The sequence below is a fragment of the Paenibacillus medicaginis genome (genome assembly GCF_042138635.1).
Taxonomy (GTDB): Bacteria; Bacillota; Bacilli; order Paenibacillales; family Paenibacillaceae; genus Paenibacillus; species Paenibacillus medicaginis.
Window position 1 is genome coordinate 69,552 of record NZ_JBHIRY010000015.1, and the last position, 22,732, is coordinate 92,283.

Sequence of the window (22,732 nt, forward strand, 5' to 3'; positions counted from 1 at the left end):
CTTTTTTTACATCGGGGCGGAGGGTTACCGCCTTGACGAGAACGTATATTCCCATCATACCACACAAATACTCGACTAGAAAGCACGAGCCTTATACAATAGACAAGTGCATTTAGGCTTCGCCTAACCGAGATTCATCCCCTACTCAAAGTTTTGTGAGCGCTACTTCCTGAATAAGCTTCGAACAAAACTCGCTTCGGAAGTATAGGCTCAGAGGAAGGGGACTTCCCACGGAAACATGTTAAACGGCCGAAAAATCGACCACCTCTCCATCCTTGACCGTATACAGCTTGGCGTGATGCTGCTGCAGCATTTTCAGAAAACGTATGAACTCGTGCATATTATCCGTCACCCGCGAAAGGTCAGCCGTTAGCAGGGCAGCAGCTCCCGTTTCCGCAAGCTGTCTGCCCAGCGGCTCCCACATCCCGCCCTCCTGCCGGTCCAGCTCATGCACGCCCGCTTGAACCCATTGCTGTGCTTCAGCATAGGAGAGACACCGTTCCGCTTCGGACACTCCGCTGCCTCCAGCTTCCCGTTCTTCCCTTACAAGAATAAGGACCTTCATGACTCCCTCCCTCAGCCGTATGTGCGGTGTAGTTTTACTACTACTGTATGCGGTTCGGGGACGAAAACATGCACCAGGGTACAAGTGTTAGTTTAATCATAAAGAAATATAGCTTGTTTTTTGATAAAGAACAGTACAACATGTTTAACCTATTTTTATCCCGAATCCGATCCATCTTCCGTCAATATCTTCAATTACGAACTCTTTATTATTATAATCAGTATTTTCTAAAGGTCTGACTATTTTTACTTTCGAACCCATAAACTCCTCCTGAAGTTTCTCATGATTTTTTGTTATAAAGTAAGCATCATACCCGTACCCATATAAATCTCTATTGGGTATTACTTTTTGACCGTTTGTCTTTGTTAAAATGATTTCTGTTGTATCACGATACAAGCAAATGTGAGGTTCATCAGAACCCAAATACCGTTCTGCTTTAAATCCCATTTTTTGTTCGTAAAAGTTTGAAGTTCTTATTATATCAGGTGTAGGAAAGACACAGTGAGACATTAATAATAGATTTTCCATTTTGAGTTCTCCTTAGTTTTTCTGGCTGTTCAAGTCCTTAAGCCAGGTGGTTGCAAGATCGATCCATATCTGACAGCGTTCATTCACATGTTGGGGTCCTGTGGCAGTCGTCTCATCGGCCAGTGACAAGCCGTGCACTCCCTGCGGAAAAACATGCAGCTCATAAGGAACCTGATGCTCTGTCAGCGCCGAGGCGAAATCCAGTGAATTCCGTACGCTTACGACCGGATCGTCCGCCGTATGCCACAGGAAGGACGGGGGCACCGACGCATCTACATGCAGATGGAGCCCGTACTGGTCTTTTAGCCCCTGTCCGGGATGCGGCGTGCCGAAAGTAAGCGCAAAGGTCCGCTCTGCTTCAGTCGGTCCCTCCTCTACCGTCGAAGCGGTACTTCGTGGCCAATCGTTAAAATGAATGACCGGATACGCAAGGACCAGCGCATTCGGCTTGAGCTTCATCGGCTCTTCCTGCAGCGTCTCGTAGATAAAGGGCTTGTTCCAGAAAACACCAGAAGCCGCTGCCACATGGCCGCCAGCCGAAAATCCGCATACCGCGACCCGATCCGCATTCACCAGCCATTCCTCCGCTCTGTCCCTCACGAGCGAAATTGCCCGCGCCACGTCCAAAAACGGCTGTGGAAACCGCGCGGACTCCCTGACCGAATATCTCAGCACAAAGGTATGAAAGCCCTGGGCGAGAAAACGCAGAGCAACAGGCTCGGCCTCCCGGTCGGAGGTATGGTTGTACCCGCCGCCAGGGCAGACAATAACTGCAGGGCGCCGCCGGTCTGTACCGAACTGCCCGGAGTTATGCAGGAGATAAGTTTGCAGGTAAACGCCTTCATTTTCTTCGCTCAGCTTTATTTTTTCCGTGATCATAAGAATTTGCTCCTTCCTGTATTCGCTTTCAGGTATATCTATAGTCTATATTTTTCCCGGGAAATGTTCTATAGTTTGATTTACTTGGCTTGGATACTTTACGTAGCAGGCAGGATTGAGGAGGATATTGTGCAGATTCGTGTATGGAATAACAACTTAAAAGTCCGGTTAATCGGGGAAGCCTTGTTCAACATGCTGTTTTGGATGTACTTTCCGTTTATAACCGTCTATTTTGGTCAGGCTTTAGGCAATGATATCGCCGCCATTCTAATGACCATCCCTCCAATCTTCAGCATCATCGGCGCGCTGCTCGGGGGAGCCCTGGCGGACCGGGCAGGACGGCGTCCAATCATGCTTCTTGGCGCATCGCTCCAGATGGTGATGTTCGCATGCTTTGCCATGTCGCCATCCCATTGGATCGATTATGTCGCCTTTATTGGCATTGGGCTGGGAGTCGCCATCTACAGGCCTGCAAGCGCCGCCATGGTGGCCGACCTCGTTCCGGCAGAGCACCGCCGTGAGGTATTCGCCACGTTTACGACCGCCAATAACCTTGGCGCCGTGCTCGGTCCCGCATTGGGAGCCGTTTTCTTCTTCCATTACCGGCAGGAGCTGCTGTGGACATGCGCGTTCGTCCTTCTGTTGTATTTGATCGGCATTTATTTCATGGTTCATGAAACATCGCCGCCATCCGGGAATAAAGCGGAAGCTTCAATCTCCAGTGTGTTCAAAAAGCAGTGGCAGAGCTATGGCATTATTTTTCGGGATAAGGTGTTCCTGGTGTATACGCTGGCAGGCATCTGTGCAATGGTGTCGATCCTGCAGTTGGATCTCTATTTGCCGATTTATATTATCAATGAGGTTCCCGCTCAGCCCTTTTTCCCGTGGATTGCAGGTTCGCCTGTATTGACAGGCAAGGATATCTTTGGCTGGGTGCTCGGCTTCAACGGCCTGCTATTTGTTCTCTTTATCCTTCCGGTTACCAAGTGGCTCGGCAGCTGGAAGGAGCGAAACGTATTTATTCTGTCTTCACTGCTGTCGGGGGTGGGCACCTTTGCTCTCGGTTTGGGCAGCAATATATGGTACCTATTTTTCGTTACGGTGATCTTTACTTTCGGGGAAATGGTGCGCTCTCCGGTGACACAAAGCTTTATCAGCCGTTATGCCCCGGAGCACGCAAGAGGTCAGTATATGGCAGCCGACAGCCTGCAGGCCACCATCGGGAGGTTTTTGGCGCCGGTCACCGTGTTCCTGTCCACCTGGGTGCCGCCAATGGGCGTACTCAGCCTCATATTGTTGTTTGCACTCATCAGTGCCACATTATATATTCAATTGTTCAGAATGTATGTGGAGCATCCGGAGCAGCAGCGTGATTAAGCTCCTTGCGTGCAAAATCGATAAAACGCAGCATATCCTCCGCAGACGCAAACCCGGCCTGCGCCGATTGGTTATTGCCTCCGCCTTTGCCGCCGAAGCTGCCCAAATGCTGCTTGAAAAAGGCGGCGCAGGCCACTTCCAGCGTGCCGTTATGGGCCAGCATAAGCTTGTTGTCCGCTTCTGTTGCCAGCAGAACGAGGATATCCCGGCCGCTGGTCAGCTTGGCGGCAAAAGGCTGCAGCTCCTTGGCGGGCTTGTCCACAAATATATGCACCAAGACAGGTCCTTCTGCCACTGCAAGCAGTTCTTTCATTTCATACTCATCGAGCCGCTGCTGCAGCTCATCCACACGGGTTCGCAGCCTGGCCTGCTCCTGCTCCCATTTTTCAAATCTGTCGGCAATATCGTGTCTGCCTGTGTTAAATTTACCTGCTACAACTTCAAGGATACGCAGACTTTCAGTGTAGTCCTGAAGCGCGCGAACCCCGCATTTGAAATAGATTCGGGTATTTCCCTTCTGCTTGTCCGTCTTCAGCAGCTTGATGAGTCCCAGCTCACCGGTCCGGCTAACATGTGTGCCACCACAGGCATTATATTCGATGCCTTCGATTTCGACGATGCGGATATTTTCCGTTACCTTTGGCTGTTTCACCAGTGTGATGTTCCGCAATTGCTCTTCTGTCACAAAGTAGCTGCTGATGACACGGTTGCGGTAAATTTCCGCATTGACTTCCTGCTCCACCGCATCCATTTGTGCCCGATTCAGCTCCGGCAGTTCGACATCGATCATACAGTCCTCCTGGCCGAGATGAAAGCTGGCCGTCTGTGCGCCAAGGAGCCTGAGAATGACCGCCGACAGCAAATGCTGGCCGCTGTGGTGCTGCATATGGTCCCATCTGCGGCTCCAGTCCAGCTTGCACACGGCGTCCGTCCCTTCTGGCATTCGCTCTACTTCATGGAATACCGTGTCTCCCTCGCTGAACACGTCCAGCACAGGAATACCGTTCAGGACTCCTGTGTCGCAAGGCTGCCCACCTCCAGCGGGATAAAACGCCGTTTCCTCCAGCACAACCAGCTTCCGCCCGTCTCGTTCAAGCTTCTGCGTAATCCTGCTCTCCCATTCCGTTATGTATGCGGATTCGTAATACAGCTTTTTGGTCATATGTTTTCCTTTCCAACTTGTTCAGGTATATATTCAATTAAATCAGATAATTCACAATTAAAGGTATCACATAGCTTAAACAGGGTTTCCAGCTTTACCGTTTCGATGTTCGTTTCCCTGTACAGCTTATTGATTGAATTCCGACTCAGGCCCGATTTCATCATCAACTCTGTGATATCATCTATTCGGTGTTCCGCCATGAGTAGTCTTAGATTACTTTTAATTACTGGCATTATTTCCCCTCCATAATTGTATATCATCTTCCAAAGATTAGTATTTGTCTTCGGAAAGAAAATAATTAACTCCACAAAATAAAAAAATAACTTTACTTTTAACTTCGTGGAGTTATATAATAACTACATAGGATTATATAATAACCCTAAATTGTATATAGTTATTATGAAGGAGGAAAAAGCCATGGTCAATACATTGGAATCATTAGCAGAACCACTTATACGAATACGTTTAGAATTACTGTATAGCGATCTTCTGAAAAATCACACAGATTATAAGCAACTATCTTTTGAAACAAACGAGCATTTCAAATCGCTTCGCGAAGCTCTACCCGATCAACTTCAACATACGATATTTCTGTACGAAGACGCTCAAATTTCTCTTCAATCCATCATAGAAAGCAGTATCTACATACAAGGTTTCAAAGACGCTTTACAGCTCTTTAGCGAACTACAAAATACACATACTTAAAAATGTAAATTCATACCACTTTTCAGTAACCTAAAATTTGTTGTCGTTTTCGGCTCCTTATAGCACTTAATTGTTAGCGATGGCTAGTCATGACACCTAACAGCATGGTACACTTATATTGAACTTAAAAAGTATCAGATGATTATATAATAGCCATTAACAAGTAATATTAAAGTATTGAAGTCACCTCCGTTACATATAATTTTACCATATATGTGTGGAGGTGATTTGCTTGGACAAGAACAGTAAAGGAGGCAAACGTATGGTTGTAAGTTTACGTGAAAGACCAACTCTACAAGGAAAAGACGCAGAACGCTTTTTAGCCAAAAAAAAGAAGAATGAAGAATTCATGAAAAAATATGCTACAAAAAAAGTTAAGGAGTATTATGAACGATTGTCTAAAGAGTGATCACAATTTAATTCACAAAATTATATCCATAGAAGATCTGCCACATTTCAAAAAATTTCGTTGTGGTAATGGTTCTATGGATCTTTTTCTTGAAACTGAGGCTTACCCCTCCCATATTGAAAGAGAATCGAGTACTACTTTAGTATACGACAACAACGAATTAATTGGCTATTATACTCTTAGACACATAAAGCTTTCAAACTTATTGCCTGCACTCGACCCCAGTGAGGATCAACAAGTACTGGATATTGCTCGTCTCGCGGTTAAGTCTGAGCATCAAGGAAAAGGTATTGGAAAAGCTATAGTTGAAAGAATTATTCAAATGGCTATTCAATTAAATGAACGATTTATAATACTAGATGCATTAAAAGAAAAGTGGACTTGGTATAAGAAACATTTTGAATTCGATTACCTGTTTCCGGAAGATTTAGAATCTAACAGTGAAATTGTTACTATGATAGCAGACTTGTATGACGAAGACTTGGTTAATAAGTACTATGATGACGAATAAAGTACATATATTTTTTCACAAAACATCAATTTTCCAAATCAATCAGTACACAAAAAGCCCTTTCTCCCCTTATAGCAGAACTTGTCGTACTACTCCGTTAGCTCAATCATTTTCTATAGCCCAATCCTTAAATATGTTCAACATTTCACTCAGATTTCAGTCCTCCTGATGCAGTAAATACACCATACTCTACCCTACAAAAAACAATGTTTTATAAGTGGCTTAATTCATATAATGCTTTGGCGTACATCCGAAAACAAACTGGATGTAATTAATAAGTTTTATATCTATATCATTTAATTTGCTCTTGGTGACAACTACGCTGGTATTACCCCAACATAGGCTTTTATTGATCCACTAAAGAAACAAGATAATAGATTTTAAAAAAAACAAAATCCCTTTAAAGTATATATGGGCGATCTGTTTGTCTTGAGCACTAAGCCCCCAATCATTCACATCCTTGAATATTTTGCCCTTATTGTGGTAATGTATAAACAAAGAGCCGAAGTGCTGGTACACTTCGACTCCACACATGATCTGACCGCGTAAAAGACGGTTGGCTTGTGACAAGGTGACGATCAGAAAAAGTAGACCGCTATCCCTGTGCAAGGACGGTCTACTTTTTCTTTAAGTAGGTCAGAAGCGCTAGAATGAAACTCCCAAACGCGAATAGGATTAGGAATACATCTTTTACTTCGACCACTAGCACCACCTCCTTTCGGAGATGATTGCCAACCGTCCATTAGCCGATTTCGACCATGTTACATAAATATACCATAAAAATAAAAAAGAGCGGTAGCAATTTAGAACCAAATTACTGCCCGTGATTTCGGCTATCCGAAATCAAAGAACAAGAATCAAGAAGTTCCGTAGAGGAATATGATCGGATATTCCATAATGACATACTCCTTGCCGCCTTTTACAAACATCCTCCCTGTTTCCTGCAATCCAAACCTGCGGTAAAATGCCGCCTTCTCTCTGCGGGCGTTACACCAGATTCGTTTTCCCCCCGCCTGCTTCGCCTCTTCCATCACATGCCGCAGCAACCTGCTGCCGTATCCCTTGCCCTGCTCCGTCTCCAGCGTGGCAAACTTGCGGAATTGAGCTTCCTCCTGGTCAATAAACAAAGTTACGACCGACACCAGCCGTTCCCCGACAAAAAGCCCGTAATGACGCCCCATATCGTCATCCTTCAGTTGAACATATGCAAGCTCCCTGTCAGGCCACATCACCTCATGCCTGATACGCCATGCGCTTTCTTTATCAATACTGCGAATATCCAACACTGCTCCCGCCCTTCACAATTCCTGTCGCTTCATTATAATGGCAGCGCCGCTCTTGTTCCAGATATGAGGACAAGGCAGGCTGTCTACAAACGCCCCTCCAAAATCTGGGCTTTACAAACCTTAACGTTCCCATAACATGTTCCTCAATGTCTTCCCGCATACTTAGGGGTGCCAATTCAAAAGAGCGGGAGGCATACAAAACATGCTGCAGCTTCACCTATTACTGTCGGGTACCCGACAGAATCATATTGTTTTTTCTCCTATACTGGGCTTGGGTTCGTCGATGAAAGCAGCCAGGCAAGGCTTGGTGGACAGAAGTGGGGGCGGATGCCGCAATGCTTGAGTTAGCGATACAAGCTGTCTCTTCCGGGCCAAAAGCGCCACGGCTCTCCGGCGATTCGGTGTATGCCCTGCATCGCAAATATGGAACGCTACGAAAATTCACCAAAGGCTCTTTTGTCTTTACCAAAGGAAGCGTTCCTGTCGGCTCCTATTTCATCGAAAACGGACTGCTCAAGGTATGCCAATTTACCGAGGAAGGACGGGATGTGACCTTTTTCATCCGAAAAACCGGGGACGCTTTCGGGTTAGCGGAAATTATCCTGGGGCAGAATCATCCCTGTTACGCCCAGTGTTTGCACGACAGCCAAATTTGGGTGCTTGACGCGGCCATCCTTCAGGAAAAAATCCATTCCGACCATGAGGTCATGAGTGACATCCTGTATACGATGACCGACAGGCTCATTCACCATCAAAGCACGGTTGAATTGCTGATTTCCAAGCCCGTACCGTGGCGGCTCGCCTGGCTGCTCCAGCAATTGGGCACACCTGCCCGCGCTGGCGATTCCAGAATCGACCTGGTACTGAACCATGAAGAGATATCCAACATGATCGGCTGCAGCCGGCAGACCGTTTCGGAATTGCTGAGCAAATGGAAAGCCCAAGGCATCATCAGTTATGACCGGAAACATATCGTGCTCCACAATGTACAAGCGGTATTTGGCTCCGGCGGCATGAATTGAACCTTTTTACAAGCATCAGACAGAGAAAGTAGTGGAATCCATTGTTGAGAATTATTTTGGATACGGATATCGGAACCAACGCGGACGACGCGGTGGCGCTCGCCCTGGCTCTTCACTCACCGGAGATCCGTATTGAAGGCATCACCACCGTCTACGGAAAGGTGCGGACCCGCGCGTTAATTGCGCAAAAAGTGCTGAACCTGTGCGGAGCCGGGCATATCCCGGTATACCCCGGTATCGAGCTGCCCCTCCTGCGCAATCGTCCCCTGCTTAGAGCGGGAATCGAGGGAAAAGGCATGCAACTGCAGGATAGCGGCAGCAAGCTTGACCGGCATGCGGTCGATTTTATCGTACAGACGGTGATGGAGCATCCCGGAGAAATTACGCTTGTCATGATCGGCCCGCACACAAATGTCGCGACGGCCATGATCCGCGAGCCCCGCATTGCCGAACGCGTAAAGCAGATTGTCATGATGGGCGGTGTTACCCGTCTTGCTCCTAACGGCAGCGATTTGTCCCCTGTCGAGCATAATATCCAGTGCGACCCGGAAGCGGCTGGGGTGGTTTTTTCAAGCGGTGCGCCCATCCTGATGCTCGGCCTGGACGTGACCCGGCAAGCAGTATTTACGAGGGCAGAAGCGGACCGCATGGGGACAAGCGGAACTCCGCTTACGGGAACCCTTGTGCGCATGATGCATGACTTTATGGACTATATGGAGCGGGATTTTTCGTATATGTGTGACCCGCTCGCCATCGCTGTGCTGCTCGACCCTACATTAATCCGCACCAAACGGATGAACATCCGGGTTCTGTACGAACGCGGAGATTTCTCCGGGCAAACGATTGCAGAAGCAAATTCAGACGGGAATGTGGAAACAGCGCTTGAGATGGATACCGCGCGTTTTTTTGAACTGCTGAACCAGAGATTATTTTCACGAGATACGCCCCTGCTTTAAAAAAGCATACTCTTTACATCATAAATCTATCGAGGTGGAACGTACATGATTTCCAAACAACCGGCAAAACGCTTTGCCGCCTGGTGTACACCCCTGCTGGCGGCAGCCGTCCTGTTTACAGGCTGTTCCCAAGGGAGCGGCACACCTACCGATTCAACAAGCTCGAACGGGCAAAGCTCCACTCCTTCGGCAACAACAGAAATATCGTTTGAGGCCTATTCCAATTACGAGAAACCTCTCACGAAGGTAGTCGAAGCTTTCGAGCAGCAAAATCCGGACATCAAGGTCAAAATGAATCTCGTTCCAATCGACCAATTGACGGAAACGATTGAAATCAAGCTCAGCTCCAAAGCCAAGGATTTGGACGTGCTGTTTGCCGATACGCCGCTGGTCATGAACTATTCCGTGAAAGGCTACCTGGAGCCGCTGGACTCGCTGCTCCCGGCCGACGCCAAGGTCAAATGGACGAAATCTGCGGTAGAGACGGTATCGTACAAAGGCGAGCTCATGGCCGCACCGATGAACAGCTCCAGCCAGGTGCTTTATTACAACAAAGATATTTTTGAAAAGAAAGGCATTCCGTTCCCGGACGCAGACAAGCGCATGACGTGGGAGGAAGTGCGGGATTTGGCGAAAAAGCTGACTTCGGACGACGTGTACGGATTTTCCTTCGAGCAGGTGGGCAAAGCGTACCAGCTTCTGGCTCTGGCGGACAGCCTGGGGGCCAAAATGCTCAGCGACGACGGACTGGTGTCCAGCGGGTATTCAAATTCGCCGGAGGCCGTGAAGGCATTCCAATTTTACGCAAACCTGTTCAACAAGGATAAAGTCAGCCCGAAAATCAAGAAAGAGGAATCCATCGACTATTTTACATCCGGTAAAGTCGCGATGTTCGTATCCACCAACCAGAACATGCCGAAAATCCGGGATTCCGGCCTGAACTTTGGCGTCACGCTACATCCGTATTTTGCCGGGCAGAAGGTAGCCACACCGACCGGGGCATGGAACGTGGGCATCTCCAAATACTCCGAGAAGAAAGAAGCATCCGCCAAGTTCATTGAGTTTCTGACACTGGGCGAAGGCTCCAAAATCCTGTTTGAAGAAGGCGGCACGCTGCCGCCGCAGATCGATCTGCTCAATTCCATCGACACCGATCCGAAATATGAGCAGTTCCCTGACAACGTCATCCGCATCGCTGCCAAGGAATCGCGTGAAACAGCCGTGCCCCGCCCGAAAACGCCAGGTTACCTGGAATGGGAAACGAATATGAACAAGGCGTTTGAAGATATGAAAAATGGCACCGATCCGCAAAAAGCGCTGGATGCTGCCGTCGACGTCATAGATAACCAATTGAAAAAATATAAGGATGCAGCAGCAAATTGACCGCATCCGGGGGGGACGAAGGCTGAGCCCTGTTCCCCCTTTTTTTCCTTCAAGAGGATGCCGCGGTCCCTCCTGAACCTGAATCCGGATTGCTGCAAAAGGTGAACATATGAAACTGAAAAATAATATTGGCCCCATCCTGCTCTTTCTGCTGCCTACCCTTGCCGGGCTGCTGCTGTTCAAGCTGTATCCCATTTTCAGTGCTGTCGTACAGAGCGTATACACAACACAGTTTATTACTGGTGAAAAAAGCTTCGTCGGCTTGCAAAACTACCAGTCCCTGTTCGCTGATCCCGTCTTCTGGAATTCGCTAAAGGTGACGCTAGTGTTCAATCTGATCATTAACCCGCTGCAAATTGTGCTGGCCTTCGGGCTGGCGATGCTGTTAAATACGAAAATCAAGCGCATTGCTTTCTTTCGCGGCATTCACTTCGTGCCTGTCGCCGTATCCGTCCCGACCGCCTGCGTCCTCTGGAACATTATGCTCAGTCCCGAGCAGGGTGTCGTGAATTCGATCCTGGTCGCGCTGGGATTGGACCCGCAGCCGTTTCTGGGCAGCAGCTCGCAGGCGCTTGGCTCCATTATCGCGATTGCGTCTTGGAAGGGCGTCGGCTACTGGGCGCTGTTCCTGCTGGCCGGTCTGCAGGAGATTCCCGCTTCGCTGCTGGAGGCTTCGTCCCTGGACGGAGCAAGCCGTTGGAAGCAATTTGTCCATGTAGTGGTTCCGCTCATGAAACGCCCGCTGACCTTTATTGTCGTGGCCGTGACGACGGCGAATTTCCTGCTGTTTTCACCGATGTACATTTTGACCAAAGGCGGGCCCGAAAACAGTACGAACGTGCTGATGCTTGAAAGCTTTAACAACGCTTTTCTATATTCCGATATGGGCAGATCGTCCGCGATGATGGTTATTTTGCTGCTGATTACGCTGACCGTTGTCGCCCTGCAGTTTAAATGGCTGCGGACCTCCCACTAGAAAGGATTTCGACGTGAACCGATTTACCCGTTCTCATCTGCTGCTGTATGCTGTACACATCGCTGTGGCGCTGCTGGTGCTGCTGCCGCTGGCGTTTGCTTTTGTTTCGTCGTTCCGTCCGCTGGAGGACATTTATAAATATATGTCGCCGATTACGTGGAAAACGTTTTGGCCGTCCAATTTTACATTGGACGCTTATCAAATGCTGTTTGCGGAGCGAGGGTTCGGACGAATTTTTCTGAACACCTTTTTTGTCGGGGCGGTCAACGTTCTTGGCGGGCTTTTGCTTGGCTCCATGGCGGCGTTTGCTTTCGTGTATTTCGAATTTCGCGGAAAAACGCTGCTGTTTCTGCTGGTGCTGATCACCTTCATGATTCCGTTTGAGGTCATTTCCATCCCGCTGTACAGCCTGGTCAACAGTCTGGGCTGGGTGGACACCTACGCAGGCATCATCATTCCCGGCATCGCCAACGGACTCGTCATCTTTCTGTTCCGCCAGTTTTTTCTGGAGCTGCCGACGTCCCTGGTGGAATCGGCCCGTATGGACGGGGCCTCCTGGCTGCGGGTGTATGCAAATATCGTCATGCCCTTGTGCAAGCCTGTCACCGTCAGCGCCAGCCTGCTTATTTTCATTCAGCAGTGGGAATCGTTCCTGTGGCCGCTCATCGTGACACGCTCCAAGGAGTATAAAGTGATTCAGGTCGCGCTGAGCGACTTCGTCACCGAATACGCGACCTACTGGAACGAAATGTTCGCCGCCGTCATCTTGTCCATTCTGATCCCCGTCGTGCTGCTGCTTCCGCTGCAGCGCTATTATGTGCAGGGCATTGCCAACACGGGCTCGAAGGAGTAATAAACGAGACATGGGTTGTGCCCGATTGATTTCCCGCTTTAGCAGAAAAGTCCATGTTCCGTTGCGATGAAGCAACAAAACATGGACTTTTTGAATCACCTCTGAAGACTTTATGAAAATATCACATGGGCAACCGAATATAAAAGCGGGCCCCGCTGTTATCACTCTGCGCCCACACCTCACCGCCATGGGCCTCCACCAGCTTTTTCACAATCGCCAGTCCCATCCCGCTTCCGCCTGTCTGCCGATTCCTCGACTTGTCCCCCCGGTAAAACCTTTCAAAAATATACGGCAGATCCTCCGTCGAAATCCCTGATCCCGTATCGCTAATGACGAGGCACACCGCCCCTTTTTCCCTACGTTCCCGGACACTGACAGTCCCCCCGGCAGGCGTATGGTGAAGGGCGTTGGTCAGCAGATTCACAAGAATTTGCTTCATCCGGTCCGCATCTATAAGCAGCCTGATATCTGAAATGTCCTCGTACCAGAGCTGCACCCCTTTCTCAAGAAAAGCGGCTTCCATCAGTGCAGCAGCCTTTCCGACAACGATTCGCAGACTCTCTTCTTTCCGTGCAAGCTGGAATTCTGGCGAATCCATTACATTCAGTTCCTCCAGCTCGCTGACGAGTTGGATCAGACGCTCCACTTCCTCCAGACAGGAGTGAATCCGCGCAGGTGTTGGCTCCCAGACCCTGTCTTCCAAAGCCCTCATGTGGCTCTTCAGCGTCGTCAGCGGCGTGCGCAGCTCATGAGCGATGTCCTGGGACATGGATATGCGCAGCGACTGCTGTTTCTGTAGCTGCTCGGACAGCCGATTCAGGGAGGCCCCCAGCTCCGCAATTTCATCCCTGCCTTGCGTGCTGACACGAACGTCCAGGCTGCCCCTGCTGATCCGTTCGGCGGCCTGTTTCATATGGACCAGCGGGCGGGAGATGCGTTTCGCAAAATAAACCCCGATAATAAGCGCCAGCAGCAGCGAAAACAAACCTGTCAGCCAAATCGACTGAATGAGGGCGCTCTCCAGATGATCCATCAGTGAAGACAGTCTTTTACTTGCCAGTGACATCTGCTCCATATACATGGAAATGTGATAATGAGCGGCAGCCATAATAACCAGAGCAAACATGACAAGAATGCCTGCAGCCATGCCGACGATAGTGACGGCCAGCCGGATATACAGCCGGTTGAACATCAGTCCTCACCGCCAAACCGGTAGCCAAAGCCGTACACCGTAAGAATGTAGCGCGGATTGCGGGGATCCTGCTCGATCTTTTGCCGTACATTTTTGACATGCTGATCGATAATGCGGATATCCCCATCAAACCCGAGACCCATCACCCTGTCGACCAGTTCCTCGCGCGGAAAGCGGCGCTGCGGATATTTGGCGAGCAGAAGCAACAGCTTATACTCACTTGGTGTAAGGCTGATCGGCTCCGAGTAGTGGTATACCTGATTTTTCAGCGAATCAATGCGGAGGTGCCCTCCATTAAATGAAATAACATCCACCAAAAGCTGCGAGTCATCTGTCCTGCGCAGAATTGCTTTTACCCTGGCAACCACCTCATTCGGATCGAAGGGCTTGATCATGTAGTCATCTGCTCCGATGGACAATCCGCTGATGCGATCCACCTGGGCTACTTTTGCGGTCAGCATGAGAATCGGTATGGAGCTGAATTTGCGCACCTCCCGGCAGACGGTCTCCCCTTCCATGCCGGGCAGCATCAGATCCAAGATGAGCAGATCAACCCGCTGGCTGCGCAGTACAGCCAACGCTTCCTCACCGCTTGCACATTCCAGTACGTGATAATGCTCCTTCTGCAAATAAGAAGCGATGACCTCGCGAATTTTCTGTTCATCATCTACCACCAGAACGGTTTTCAAGGCATGTCCCTCCGTCGCCCAAGTTATACCGGAATTATACCACTCCGAATATGTAAGAATCCCCTTGCTTATTACTTTCACCATTCCTGTTTAACCTAAACTTGTGAAGATCTTTTGAAGACCGCTGGCAAATGAAAAAGCACCGGAAGAAATCCCTCCAGTGCTTTAAGCATTAACGTATTTGGAATGTCCGGAGCACCCGGATCGATATGATATCTGTATTCAACGGGTCAACGGGTTTAAATGTCATGCTGTATAAATCATACAGTCTCGTCTCCACGCCGTATTCTTTGAACTTATCAGCAAAATCGCCAATCGTAGGCCTTGTCCCCGTTTCGCAAGTAATTCGGCACTCCTCAAGCTTGATTTCTCTACTTTTGTATACAAATTCCACATCCGATTGATAAATACTGCTCACCCTGTTATTTCTCCCTCCGAATTTAAGGTAGCTCAGCCGCCATAGATCCCTAATTGCATCCTTAGGCCTGCAGCTTTGCGTCCTTGCCTTTCGGCAAGTTTGCCCTTGACATAAATGGTGGATCCTCCACTTAAAATAATATAATATATTTTTTCTGTTTTTTCGACATCTTACCGCAAAAAACGCTATTCATCACTCTTGTTTACTTTTTCTATTGTAGTGTTATCATAGATTGTAGTTCCTTAATGGATATGTACATTTCTGAAAGAACCTATACACGTTCAGATTCTATAAAAACCAAAGTATCCCACTTATCATTCATTTTTCAGGAGGTAAACATATGGCTTACAATATCCCAGTCGAAGCAACGCTTGAGGTGATGGGCGGCAAATGGAAGGCAGTCATTTTGTGTCATCTGGATAAAGGCGACAAACGGACCAGCGAGCTGAAAAGGCTGATGCCTAGTATTACGCAGAAGATGCTCACACAGCAGCTGCGGGAGCTGGAAGAGGATGGACTTGTGAAAAGGCAAATCTTCGAGCAGGTTCCGCCCAAGGTGGTGTATTCCCTGACCGATTACGGCTGGTCCCTGAAGCCTGTCCTGGATGCCATGTGCGCATGGGGCGAAAAGCATATTGAACAAGACAGTCAAGCAGTCGAGGTTTAATGCCGCTGCTTCGGAACATGCACTTAAATCATCTGCACACGGAAGAGCCGGATTCCTGTAACTCAGGACTCCGGCTTTTTCCGTGATCTGCGTCTTCTTTCCTCCCGCTCCCTTCCTATAGGTACCTGGAAGTACCTATAGTACTTCAAAGTACGTACTATTCTTTTTCACGCGAAGCATCCATAATAGCATTTGCCGGCCGGCTAAAATATAAAAATAGGAGTGGAACTGAACATGTCGTCGGACAATAAACGCAGTACTCTGTCGCTGCTGGCTTTGGCCATCAGTGCCTTTGCGATCGGGACAACGGAGTTCATCAGCGTGGGATTGCTTCCCCTTATCGCTGAAGACTTGAATATATCTGTAACCATGACCGGATTAACGGTCACCTTATATGCATTAGGCGTTACTTTCGGCGCTCCGGTATTAACCTCTCTAACTTCAGGAATACCAAGAAAAACGCTACTGATCTGGATTATGATCGTGTTCATTGCCGGCAATTCACTTGCAGCCTTCTCTAGTGGAATCGGCATACTGCTTGCGGCACGGGTCATTTCCGCTTTCTCGCACGGCGTATTTATGTCCATCGGTTCAACCATTGCGGCTGACCTTGTGCCGGAAAATCGGCGGGCAAGTGCCATATCCATCATGTTCTCCGGCTTGACCGTGGCCACGATTACCGGTGTGCCCTTTGGCACGTTTCTCGGACAGCAACTGGGCTGGCGTGCAGCCTTTATAACCATAGCAGTGATCGGTATTATGGCCCTGATCGCCAACTTGATTCTCGTTCCAAGCAATCTGCGGAAGGGAGGCAAAACTCCGGTACGGGATCAGATCAAGCTAATTACCAACGGACGGCTGCTGCTTGCTTTTCTGATTACGGCTCTCGGATACGGAGGCACCTTTGTCGTCTTTACCTATCTGTCTCCCCTGCTGCATGATATTACCGGCTTTGGAGAGACAACCGTAGCTTTCATTCTGCTTCTATATGGCCTTGCGATTGCCATCGGCAACATCATCGGCGGCAAGGCCGCCAACCGCAAGCCGCTTTCGGCGCTGCTGTATATGTTTATTATTCAGGCGGTGGTCCTGTTTATTCTGTTCTTCACAGCCCCATTTAAAGTGGCCGGCCTGGCTACGATTATTCTGATGGGCCTGTTTGCCTTCATGAATGTGCCTGGTCTTCAGGTGTACGTCGTGAACCTTGCCCAGCGTTTTGTGCCACAAGCTGTGGATGTCGCTTCCGCAATCAATATCGCAGCCTTTAACGGCGGGATCGCCCTTGGCGCTTACTTAGGCGGCCTGATTGTGGACGGCCCAGGACTTATTCACACCTCATGGATCGGCGGTCTAATGGTGGTCGGAGCTGTAATTTTGACAGGCTGGAGTCTGCTGCTCGCCAGAAAAGACAAAGACGTCCCTACCGGGGAAGTTGTATAATGGTATTTAAACAAGGACTGTTTCTTTCCCGTTGGGAGAAGCAGTCCCTTTGAATACGGGCCCCTGTGAGAGGAGAATGGCGTATTTTTGCTACCAAGGATATTTTAAGCGTATGGAGAAAATTCGATCATTTCCCGATGGAAACCTTAACCAAAGCATGGTATTTTCAACAGACCGCCGGGGCTAAACAAAGGGAAGTAGCTCTAATGAAGGAGCATCGCGAGCAGTATGGCATTACGGGCAATTGCTTTGACCTCGCATTGTGGCTGCTGCATGAGTTTGAAAAAGAGGGAATTGAAGCCTATCCGGTCGGCCATGATATGGGAACAGAGGATGCGAATGTGGCCGTTATTGCGAAAAATGAGGACGGACACCGCTATTATTGCGATTTGGGAGATCAGTGGCTCAATCCGGTGCTATTAGATGCCGATAGTGAAGATTATACTGAAGAGAGATTAAAGGGCCACTTTCCTGCGGCAGAGATACAAGTGCAATCGGCTGGTGATTTGTTCACCGTTCTATACCATAGGCCAAACGGAAAGAGCAGCGAGCAAAGCTTTCATCTTGCCCCCATCCCGATCCATGAGTTTTGGCAAGAAGCCGAAATCTCGCAAAATACGATTCAGAAGCAGCCTTTGTTGGAATGCAGGGTTCCCTATAAAAATGAAACCGCCCATTGGGAGTTTTATGACTGGGAAAGCTTTCTGAGCACAACCGAAGGATTATTCAACGAGCCTGAAGCAGAATCTATAGAACAATGGTGTACTAGAATTCACCAGAAAACGGGTTATGACACAAAGTTCCTCTCCGAGGCATTGAACATATACAAAAAAATGTGAAAACCGCCCACTGCAGGCGGTTTTGCATTTTCAATGATACTGTCCTGTTATATGCTCTCCCGTATCCTTCAGCAGCTTGGAAAGCAGCACGATTTGCCCCGCATGATACCCATAGTGTGCAGCGACGGCAACGAGCAGCTTGCCAATCACCTTGATCTCGTGGGTTTCGTCCTCCTCGGCCTGCACTCGCAGCATCCGGTTCCAATCCTCCAGCCCGTAATGGATAGCCACCTCTCTGTCCAGGTCCGCTTCGGTAAGCCGGGACAGTATTTCCTTCGCTTCCGCTCTTGTATCCGTCAGATGGCGGATCAGTTCCTCCTTGGATATGCCGCCTTCTGTAGTGAACTCCTTCGATCTTTCCCGGGTAAACGGCCCACCACCAATGGCGCTGATCAAATTCATGCGCTCATTGCCTGCCAGATGGAGACATAGATTTCCAATGCTGTTCATTGTATCCCTGGCCTTGCTCCATATCTGTGAATCATCCAGCGGTTCCATGCTTTTCACGATCCGCTCAAGTTGCTTGTCCATATCCTCAATCACCGCTTCAACCAGTTTCAGCATAACACCCCTTCTCTCCTTATGTTATTAACCATTTACCCGATCCGGCTGCAAATTCCGCAAAAGCTCGAAGATTTGCCCTCTATGATGGGCTTCATGCTCCACCAAATGATAAATCACCCATTCAGGAGCCACATCATAGGATTCAAGCTGCCTTGGGGTTCTCCAGTCCGTAATGTCCATGCCTTTAAAATGAAAGAGCAGCCTGTCGCGGACCGCTTGCAGACGATGGAGATGCTGCTCCAGGGTTTGGCCTTCCACATGAACCAGGGAGCCGTCCTCCGACCTGTCCTCCTGCAGAAATAGAGAACGAATTTCCGGTTCATATTCGGTGGCTTCAAGCACCTCGACATATAGCCAATCCGCCTCAATAAGTGCAATATGATACAGCAGCGAGCCGATGCTGTGCCGCCCCTCCAATTGCCGATCCAGCAAGTCAGGGGCCAGGCCGTTCAGCTTTTCCAAGATGGTTCTGCGGACATCCTCCAAGCACCATAGCCAACGCCCGATTTCAGGCTCATATCCCGGCAAGGCTGCCACTTGCAATGATTTTTTGCTCACATCATCACTCTCCTTATCTTTCTAAATATTCTAGGTACGGTTTGTTTTTCCCTCTTGCACATCCAAAGCATTACTGGTCAGATTCCACTCTGGGTCAAGCCGTATTTTCACAAAAAAAGGGACAATCCTGAACGATTTATGAAACCTCTTGCAGCAAGCTGTCCTGGCGCCCGAAGTTCAATTACAATGGGAAGTATCCGGCAGGATCTGAATAAGAACTGCTCAAACGCACAGAAAGGAGAGTTCCATGAAGTACGTTAATGAAGAAACGCCTGTCATTCTTACAGCAGCACAACAGGAAACGGGGACAACCGAGTCCGGCACCACAACGGAGCAGACAACGGACTATGTATATCATGAGCCTGAACGCACTTACACTGGCCTGATTATTGGCATTATCCTGATTCTGGTTATTGTAGGGGCCCGCATTGCTTTCTCGGTATGGGCAAAAAAACATAAATAAGAAAAACGTCTATCGTCGTAATTTACAGAAGACAGGCCGCGTTTAGACTGGGTTCGCTTGGGATCTCGTTTGTACGTTTTTTCATACAAAAACCCGCGACTGGGCTCGCTCGGGCTCTCGTTTGTACGTTTTTTCACACAAAAACCCGCGACTGGGCTCGCTCGGACTCTCGTTTGTACGTTTTTTCGCACAAAAACCCGCGACTGGGCTCGCTCGGACTCTCGTTTGTACGTTTTTTCGCACAAAAACCTGGGAGATAGTTTTTCTTGCGATGATAGAATTGTTCAGCTCCGCTGAAATCTTAAAATTCTATAACCATAAAAAATCCGACCAGCCTTCTTCCTGTTCAGTTTCTTAATTATTCGTAAATCCTACGCCTTTTCGGTATAATGAATAATAGCGGCTGAACTTGAGGAAGGTGATTGATTGTGGAACCCGTACTGAGAAACGAGGAAGATTGGAATAACGACTGCCATCAACCCAGGGAAGTTCTTGATGGCATAAAAAATAAACTGGTTGATTTACAAACGGCTGCTGAAATGGCCGAAATCTTCAAAGCGCTGGGCGATCCGACCCGGATCAGGCTGATCTACGCCCTGATTGAGCGGGAGCTGTGTGTGCATGATCTGTGTGTGCTGCTGGATATGGGGCAGTCCGCCGTCTCGCACCAGCTTCGCTATTTGCGCAATTTACGCATCGTCAAACGCCGGAAAGTTGGGAAAACGGTATTCTACTCGCTTGATGATACTCATGTGGAGCAAATTTTCCTGCAAACCCATCAGCATATTACCCACCAGTAAGAAAAACGCATGTCGACGCACATTCACAGAAAACAGACCGCGTTGAGCAGCAGTTTTTCTTGCGATTTCAAAAAACACAGCATCAACCGGTGCATATTGGCTCCGGATTGATGCTGTGTTTCGTTTTTTCTGGCGAATTTTACGCTAATTCCTTCGTACGCAGCACCCTCATGGCATTCAGCACGGCCAGCAGTGTAACCCCGACATCGGAGAACACCGCCTCCCACATCGAAGCAATGCCGAAGGCTCCCAGCAGGAGAAATACGGCCTTGACCCCCAGGGCAAACAAAATGTTCTGCCATACAATGCGGCGTGTGCGTCTGGCGATATGGATCGCGGATGACAGCTTGGAAGGCTCGTCGGTCATAATGACGATATCCGCAGCCTCAATCGCCGCATCCGAGCCCAATCCGCCCATGGCAATCCCGACATCGGCCCGCGCCAGTACGGGAGTATCATTCATGCCGTCACCGATAAAAGCAATTTTGTCCCTGCGTGCTTTTTGCCGGTCCAGCCTCTCAATCTCCTCTACCTTATGCTGCGGCAGGAGCTCGGCGTGCACTTCGTCCAGACCAAGCTTCCGGCCTACGGCCTCACCAACAGCTTTCGCATCACCGGTAAGCATGATCGTCTTCTTCATGCCCAGCTCTTTCAAGGAGCGGATGGTCTGTTCCGCATCCTCTTTAATCTCGTCCGCAATGACGATATACCCCGCATAGCTCCCATCGATAGCTACGTGCACGACTGTTCCCGGTTCTTCAGGTGTCTTGAAAGGAATCTGCTCCCGGTTCATGAGCTTGGCATTGCCGGCCAGAATCTGTTTGCCTTCAAACTGCACCTGAATGCCGTGGCCCGCGATTTCGTTATATTCCTGAACATCCGCCGCCTGCAGCTCTTGCCCATAAGCTGCGCGAATGGATTCGGCAATCGGGTGATTGGAATGGAGCTCGGCATAAGCAGCGCTGCGGAGCAGCTCCTCCCGGGTTGCCCCGTTAGCCGGATAAATCCCGGTCACGGTAAAGGCCCCTTTCGTAAGGGTGCCTGTTTTATCGAATACGACATATTTTACATCATTCAGGGCTTCAAGATAGTTGCTGCCCTTCACGAGCACACCCTGCCTGGAAGCCGCCCCGATCCCGCCGAAAAATCCGAGCGGAATGGACACCACCAACGCGCACGGGCAGGAAATGACCAGAAATACCAAAGCACGGTAGACCCATTCGGAAAACGTGGCACCACTGATCAGCAATGGCGGCACGATAGCCAGCAGGGTGGCGACAATGACGACGACCGGCGTATAATAACGTGCGAATTTTGTAATAAACTGTTCCGTTGGCGCCTTCTTGCTGCTTGCATTTTGTACCAGCTCCAAAATTTTGGAAACGGTGGATTCACCGTAGCTTTTAGTAACCTCAACGGTCAATACTCCGTTTTTGTTAACAAAGCCGCTTAATACCTCATCCCCGGGCTCGACCTCGCGCGGCACGGATTCGCCTGTTAAAGCCGAGGTGTCCATGGCGGTTCTGCCCTCCAGCACTTTGCCGTCAAGCGGCACCCGTTCGCCAGGCTTCACTATGATGAGATCACCGACACGAACCTCTTCCGGGGCTACCCGCTTCGTCTCATTCCCCATCTGCAGATTGGCATAATCAGGCCGGATATCCATCAGGCTGCTGATGGATTTGCGCGACCGGTTCACAGCTATGCTCTGGAACAGCTCACCTACCTGATAGAACAGCATGACGGCCACGCCCTCGGGATACTGCTGAATGGCAAAGGCGCCGATGGTGGCGAGAGACATCAGAAAATGCTCGTCAAACACCTGGCCTCTGAGGATATTTTTGACAGCTCTGAGGACAATGTCACCGCCAACAATAAGATAAGCGATGGTAAACAGCACAAACTCCGCTACTCCCGTAACAGGTGACAATAGCCCGACTCCTGTTAGAAGGGCACCTGCAATCAAGTGAATGATCATGCGTTTCGTATTGCCTGCCCCATGATCATGGCTGTGCCCGTGACTGTGGTCGTGAGCATGATCGTGGTCATGAGTATGACCATGATCGTGGTTATGACCATGCTGTGCAGCCGCATGGCTTATGGCCGCTTTCGCAGCAGCTCCGTTCCCCTTCTCCACGACCTGAATATGAGGCTCCAACTGATTCACTTTTTTCTTGGCTGCTGTGACGACATCCTGATCATGCGTTTTGTCCACTTCCATCGTAAGTGTCTTGCTTACAAAGTTAACAGAACAGTCCATAACCCCGTCCAGCTTCTTCACACCGTTCTCAATCTTCATGGCGCAATTCGCACAGTCCAGGCCTTCCAGTATAAGCTCCCGTTTCACCTTTTCAACCGCTGTACCCATTAGGCTTCTCCCCTTCCTGGCAGCCAAATAACTATATATGAATAATTGTTCATGTGTTTTGAACTTATTATATGTAGTGAAGGAGAAGATTGTCAATGCAGTATTCCCATTCTATGCAAGGC

27 protein-coding genes and 1 riboswitch are annotated in these 22,732 nt (G+C 49.2%); of the genes, 14 read left to right on the forward strand and 13 right to left on the reverse strand.

Annotated elements, in window-relative coordinates; genetic code table 11:
• Window positions 1-241: 241 nt before the first annotated feature.
• The 3 genes from ACE5LO_RS15825 to ACE5LO_RS15835 all read right to left on the reverse strand — a co-directional run bounded on the left by ACE5LO_RS15825 (window position 242) and on the right by ACE5LO_RS15835 (window position 1,972).
• The gene (locus ACE5LO_RS15825; protein ID WP_375520979.1) at window positions 242-565 is read right to left on the reverse strand and encodes a hypothetical protein; all 324 of its coding nucleotides are present in this window, start codon (window positions 563-565) and stop codon (window positions 242-244) included.
• 144 nt (window positions 566-709) lie between these two features.
• The gene (locus tag ACE5LO_RS15830; RefSeq protein ID WP_375520980.1) at window positions 710-1,093 is read right to left on the reverse strand and encodes a VOC family protein; all 384 of its coding nucleotides are present in this window, start codon (window positions 1,091-1,093) and stop codon (window positions 710-712) included.
• A 12-nt stretch (window positions 1,094-1,105) separates the two neighbouring features.
• On the reverse strand, window positions 1,106-1,972 hold the full coding sequence (locus ACE5LO_RS15835; protein WP_375520981.1) for an alpha/beta hydrolase: 867 nt from the start codon (window positions 1,970-1,972) through the stop codon (window positions 1,106-1,108).
• A gap of 129 nt (window positions 1,973-2,101) precedes the next feature.
• Here ACE5LO_RS15835 and ACE5LO_RS15840 point away from each other — a divergent pair, with 129 nt between their 5' ends.
• Window positions 2,102-3,349 (forward strand): MDR family MFS transporter, encoded by a 1,248-nt coding sequence (locus ACE5LO_RS15840; protein WP_375520982.1) that lies wholly within the window; start codon window positions 2,102-2,104, stop codon window positions 3,347-3,349.
• On the opposite strand, the gene ACE5LO_RS15845 is transcribed toward ACE5LO_RS15840, so the two are convergent.
• Together ACE5LO_RS15845 and ACE5LO_RS15850 are read right to left on the reverse strand one after the other, a co-directional pair.
• Window positions 3,309-4,511, reverse strand: coding sequence for an alanyl-tRNA editing protein (locus tag ACE5LO_RS15845; RefSeq protein WP_375520983.1), 1,203 nt, complete (start codon window positions 4,509-4,511; stop codon window positions 3,309-3,311). The genes ACE5LO_RS15840 and ACE5LO_RS15845 overlap by 41 nt on opposite strands.
• The gene (locus tag ACE5LO_RS15850; RefSeq protein ID WP_375520984.1) at window positions 4,508-4,744 is read right to left on the reverse strand and encodes a helix-turn-helix domain-containing protein; all 237 of its coding nucleotides are present in this window, start codon (window positions 4,742-4,744) and stop codon (window positions 4,508-4,510) included. The genes ACE5LO_RS15845 and ACE5LO_RS15850 overlap by 4 nt, the downstream gene beginning before the upstream one ends.
• A 184-nt stretch (window positions 4,745-4,928) precedes the next feature.
• Between ACE5LO_RS15850 and ACE5LO_RS15855 the strand changes: the two genes are divergently transcribed.
• The 3 genes from ACE5LO_RS15855 (at window position 4,929) to ACE5LO_RS15865 (ending at window position 6,136) form a co-directional block, all read left to right on the forward strand.
• Window positions 4,929-5,216 (forward strand): DUF6809 family protein, encoded by a 288-nt coding sequence (locus ACE5LO_RS15855; RefSeq protein ID WP_375520985.1) that lies wholly within the window; start codon window positions 4,929-4,931, stop codon window positions 5,214-5,216.
• A 232-nt stretch (window positions 5,217-5,448) separates the two neighbouring features.
• Entirely contained in the window at window positions 5,449-5,625 is a 177-nt protein-coding gene (locus ACE5LO_RS15860) for a hypothetical protein (protein WP_375520986.1), read from the forward strand.
• On the forward strand, window positions 5,603-6,136 hold the full coding sequence (locus ACE5LO_RS15865; RefSeq protein ID WP_375520987.1) for a GNAT family N-acetyltransferase: 534 nt from the start codon (window positions 5,603-5,605) through the stop codon (window positions 6,134-6,136). Before ACE5LO_RS15860 ends, ACE5LO_RS15865 begins: the two co-directional genes overlap by 23 nt.
• A 616-nt stretch (window positions 6,137-6,752) precedes the next feature.
• Here ACE5LO_RS15865 and ACE5LO_RS15870 read toward each other — a convergent pair.
• Both ACE5LO_RS15870 and ACE5LO_RS15875 read right to left on the reverse strand, forming a co-directional pair.
• Window positions 6,753-6,848 carry a putative holin-like toxin gene (locus tag ACE5LO_RS15870; RefSeq protein WP_375357693.1) on the reverse strand — a complete coding sequence of 32 codons (96 nt, stop codon included), beginning with the start codon at window positions 6,846-6,848 and terminating at the stop codon, window positions 6,753-6,755.
• Between the two features lie 145 nt (window positions 6,849-6,993).
• A complete protein-coding gene (locus ACE5LO_RS15875; protein ID WP_375520988.1) occupies window positions 6,994-7,419 on the reverse strand; it encodes a GNAT family N-acetyltransferase in 426 nt (141 codons plus the stop codon).
• 338 nt (window positions 7,420-7,757) lie between these two features.
• Between ACE5LO_RS15875 and ACE5LO_RS15880 the strand changes: the two genes are divergently transcribed.
• The 5 genes from ACE5LO_RS15880 to ACE5LO_RS15900 all read left to right on the forward strand — a co-directional run bounded on the left by ACE5LO_RS15880 (window position 7,758) and on the right by ACE5LO_RS15900 (window position 12,612).
• Entirely contained in the window at window positions 7,758-8,444 is a 687-nt protein-coding gene (locus ACE5LO_RS15880; protein ID WP_375520989.1) for a Crp/Fnr family transcriptional regulator, read from the forward strand.
• 44 nt (window positions 8,445-8,488) lie between these two features.
• Window positions 8,489-9,400 carry a nucleoside hydrolase gene (locus ACE5LO_RS15885; protein ID WP_375520990.1) on the forward strand — a complete coding sequence of 304 codons (912 nt, stop codon included), beginning with the start codon at window positions 8,489-8,491 and terminating at the stop codon, window positions 9,398-9,400.
• 45 nt (window positions 9,401-9,445) lie between these two features.
• Entirely contained in the window at window positions 9,446-10,783 is a 1,338-nt protein-coding gene (locus ACE5LO_RS15890; RefSeq protein WP_375520991.1) for a sugar ABC transporter substrate-binding protein, read from the forward strand.
• Between the two features lie 109 nt (window positions 10,784-10,892).
• Window positions 10,893-11,759, forward strand: a complete 867-nt coding sequence (locus tag ACE5LO_RS15895) for a carbohydrate ABC transporter permease (RefSeq protein WP_375520992.1) — start codon at window positions 10,893-10,895, stop codon at window positions 11,757-11,759.
• A gap of 13 nt (window positions 11,760-11,772) precedes the next feature.
• Entirely contained in the window at window positions 11,773-12,612 is an 840-nt protein-coding gene (locus tag ACE5LO_RS15900) for a carbohydrate ABC transporter permease (protein WP_375520993.1), read from the forward strand.
• A gap of 121 nt (window positions 12,613-12,733) precedes the next feature.
• Here the strand turns inward: ACE5LO_RS15900 and ACE5LO_RS15905 are convergent, their stop codons facing one another.
• The 3 genes from ACE5LO_RS15905 to ACE5LO_RS15915 all read right to left on the reverse strand — a co-directional run bounded on the left by ACE5LO_RS15905 (window position 12,734) and on the right by ACE5LO_RS15915 (window position 14,911).
• Entirely contained in the window at window positions 12,734-13,804 is a 1,071-nt protein-coding gene (locus tag ACE5LO_RS15905; protein WP_375520994.1) for a sensor histidine kinase, read from the reverse strand.
• On the reverse strand, window positions 13,804-14,493 hold the full coding sequence (locus ACE5LO_RS15910; RefSeq protein WP_375520995.1) for a response regulator: 690 nt from the start codon (window positions 14,491-14,493) through the stop codon (window positions 13,804-13,806). Before ACE5LO_RS15910 ends, ACE5LO_RS15905 begins: the two co-directional genes overlap by 1 nt.
• Window positions 14,494-14,665: 172 nt before the next feature.
• Window positions 14,666-14,911 carry a hypothetical protein gene (locus ACE5LO_RS15915; protein WP_375520996.1) on the reverse strand — a complete coding sequence of 82 codons (246 nt, stop codon included), beginning with the start codon at window positions 14,909-14,911 and terminating at the stop codon, window positions 14,666-14,668.
• Window positions 14,912-14,934: 23 nt separating this feature from the next.
• Window positions 14,935-15,025, reverse strand: a riboswitch (cyclic di-GMP riboswitch).
• Between the two features lie 226 nt (window positions 15,026-15,251).
• On the opposite strand from ACE5LO_RS15915, the gene ACE5LO_RS15920 reads away from it, so the two are divergent.
• From ACE5LO_RS15920 to ACE5LO_RS15930, 3 genes are all read left to right on the forward strand, one after another.
• Window positions 15,252-15,578: a winged helix-turn-helix transcriptional regulator gene (locus ACE5LO_RS15920; protein ID WP_375520997.1), complete on the forward strand. Its 327-nt coding sequence runs from the start codon at window positions 15,252-15,254 to the stop codon at window positions 15,576-15,578.
• 234 nt (window positions 15,579-15,812) lie between these two features.
• A complete protein-coding gene (locus tag ACE5LO_RS15925) occupies window positions 15,813-17,018 on the forward strand; it encodes an MFS transporter (RefSeq protein ID WP_375520998.1) in 1,206 nt (401 codons plus the stop codon).
• A 206-nt stretch (window positions 17,019-17,224) separates the two neighbouring features.
• Entirely contained in the window at window positions 17,225-17,857 is a 633-nt protein-coding gene (locus tag ACE5LO_RS15930; RefSeq protein WP_375520999.1) for a hypothetical protein, read from the forward strand.
• A 30-nt stretch (window positions 17,858-17,887) separates the two neighbouring features.
• Here ACE5LO_RS15930 and ACE5LO_RS15935 read toward each other — a convergent pair whose 3' ends face one another.
• A complete protein-coding gene (locus ACE5LO_RS15935; protein WP_375521000.1) occupies window positions 17,888-18,421 on the reverse strand; it encodes a DinB family protein in 534 nt (177 codons plus the stop codon).
• Window positions 18,422-18,445: 24 nt separating this feature from the next.
• Complete coding sequence (locus ACE5LO_RS15940) at window positions 18,446-18,979, reverse strand: DinB family protein (RefSeq protein ID WP_375521001.1); 534 nt, start codon at window positions 18,977-18,979, stop codon at window positions 18,446-18,448.
• 247 nt (window positions 18,980-19,226) lie between these two features.
• On the opposite strand from ACE5LO_RS15940, the gene ACE5LO_RS15945 reads away from it, so the two are divergent.
• Together ACE5LO_RS15945 and ACE5LO_RS15950 are read left to right on the forward strand one after the other, a co-directional pair.
• The gene (locus ACE5LO_RS15945) at window positions 19,227-19,442 is read left to right on the forward strand and encodes a hypothetical protein (protein ID WP_375521002.1); all 216 of its coding nucleotides are present in this window, start codon (window positions 19,227-19,229) and stop codon (window positions 19,440-19,442) included.
• A gap of 428 nt (window positions 19,443-19,870) precedes the next feature.
• Window positions 19,871-20,242, forward strand: a complete 372-nt coding sequence (locus ACE5LO_RS15950; RefSeq protein WP_375521003.1) for an ArsR/SmtB family transcription factor — start codon at window positions 19,871-19,873, stop codon at window positions 20,240-20,242.
• A gap of 139 nt (window positions 20,243-20,381) precedes the next feature.
• Here ACE5LO_RS15950 and ACE5LO_RS15955 read toward each other — a convergent pair whose 3' ends face one another.
• Complete coding sequence (locus tag ACE5LO_RS15955) at window positions 20,382-22,610, reverse strand: heavy metal translocating P-type ATPase (protein WP_375521004.1); 2,229 nt, start codon at window positions 22,608-22,610, stop codon at window positions 20,382-20,384.
• Window positions 22,611-22,732 lie beyond the last annotated feature (122 nt).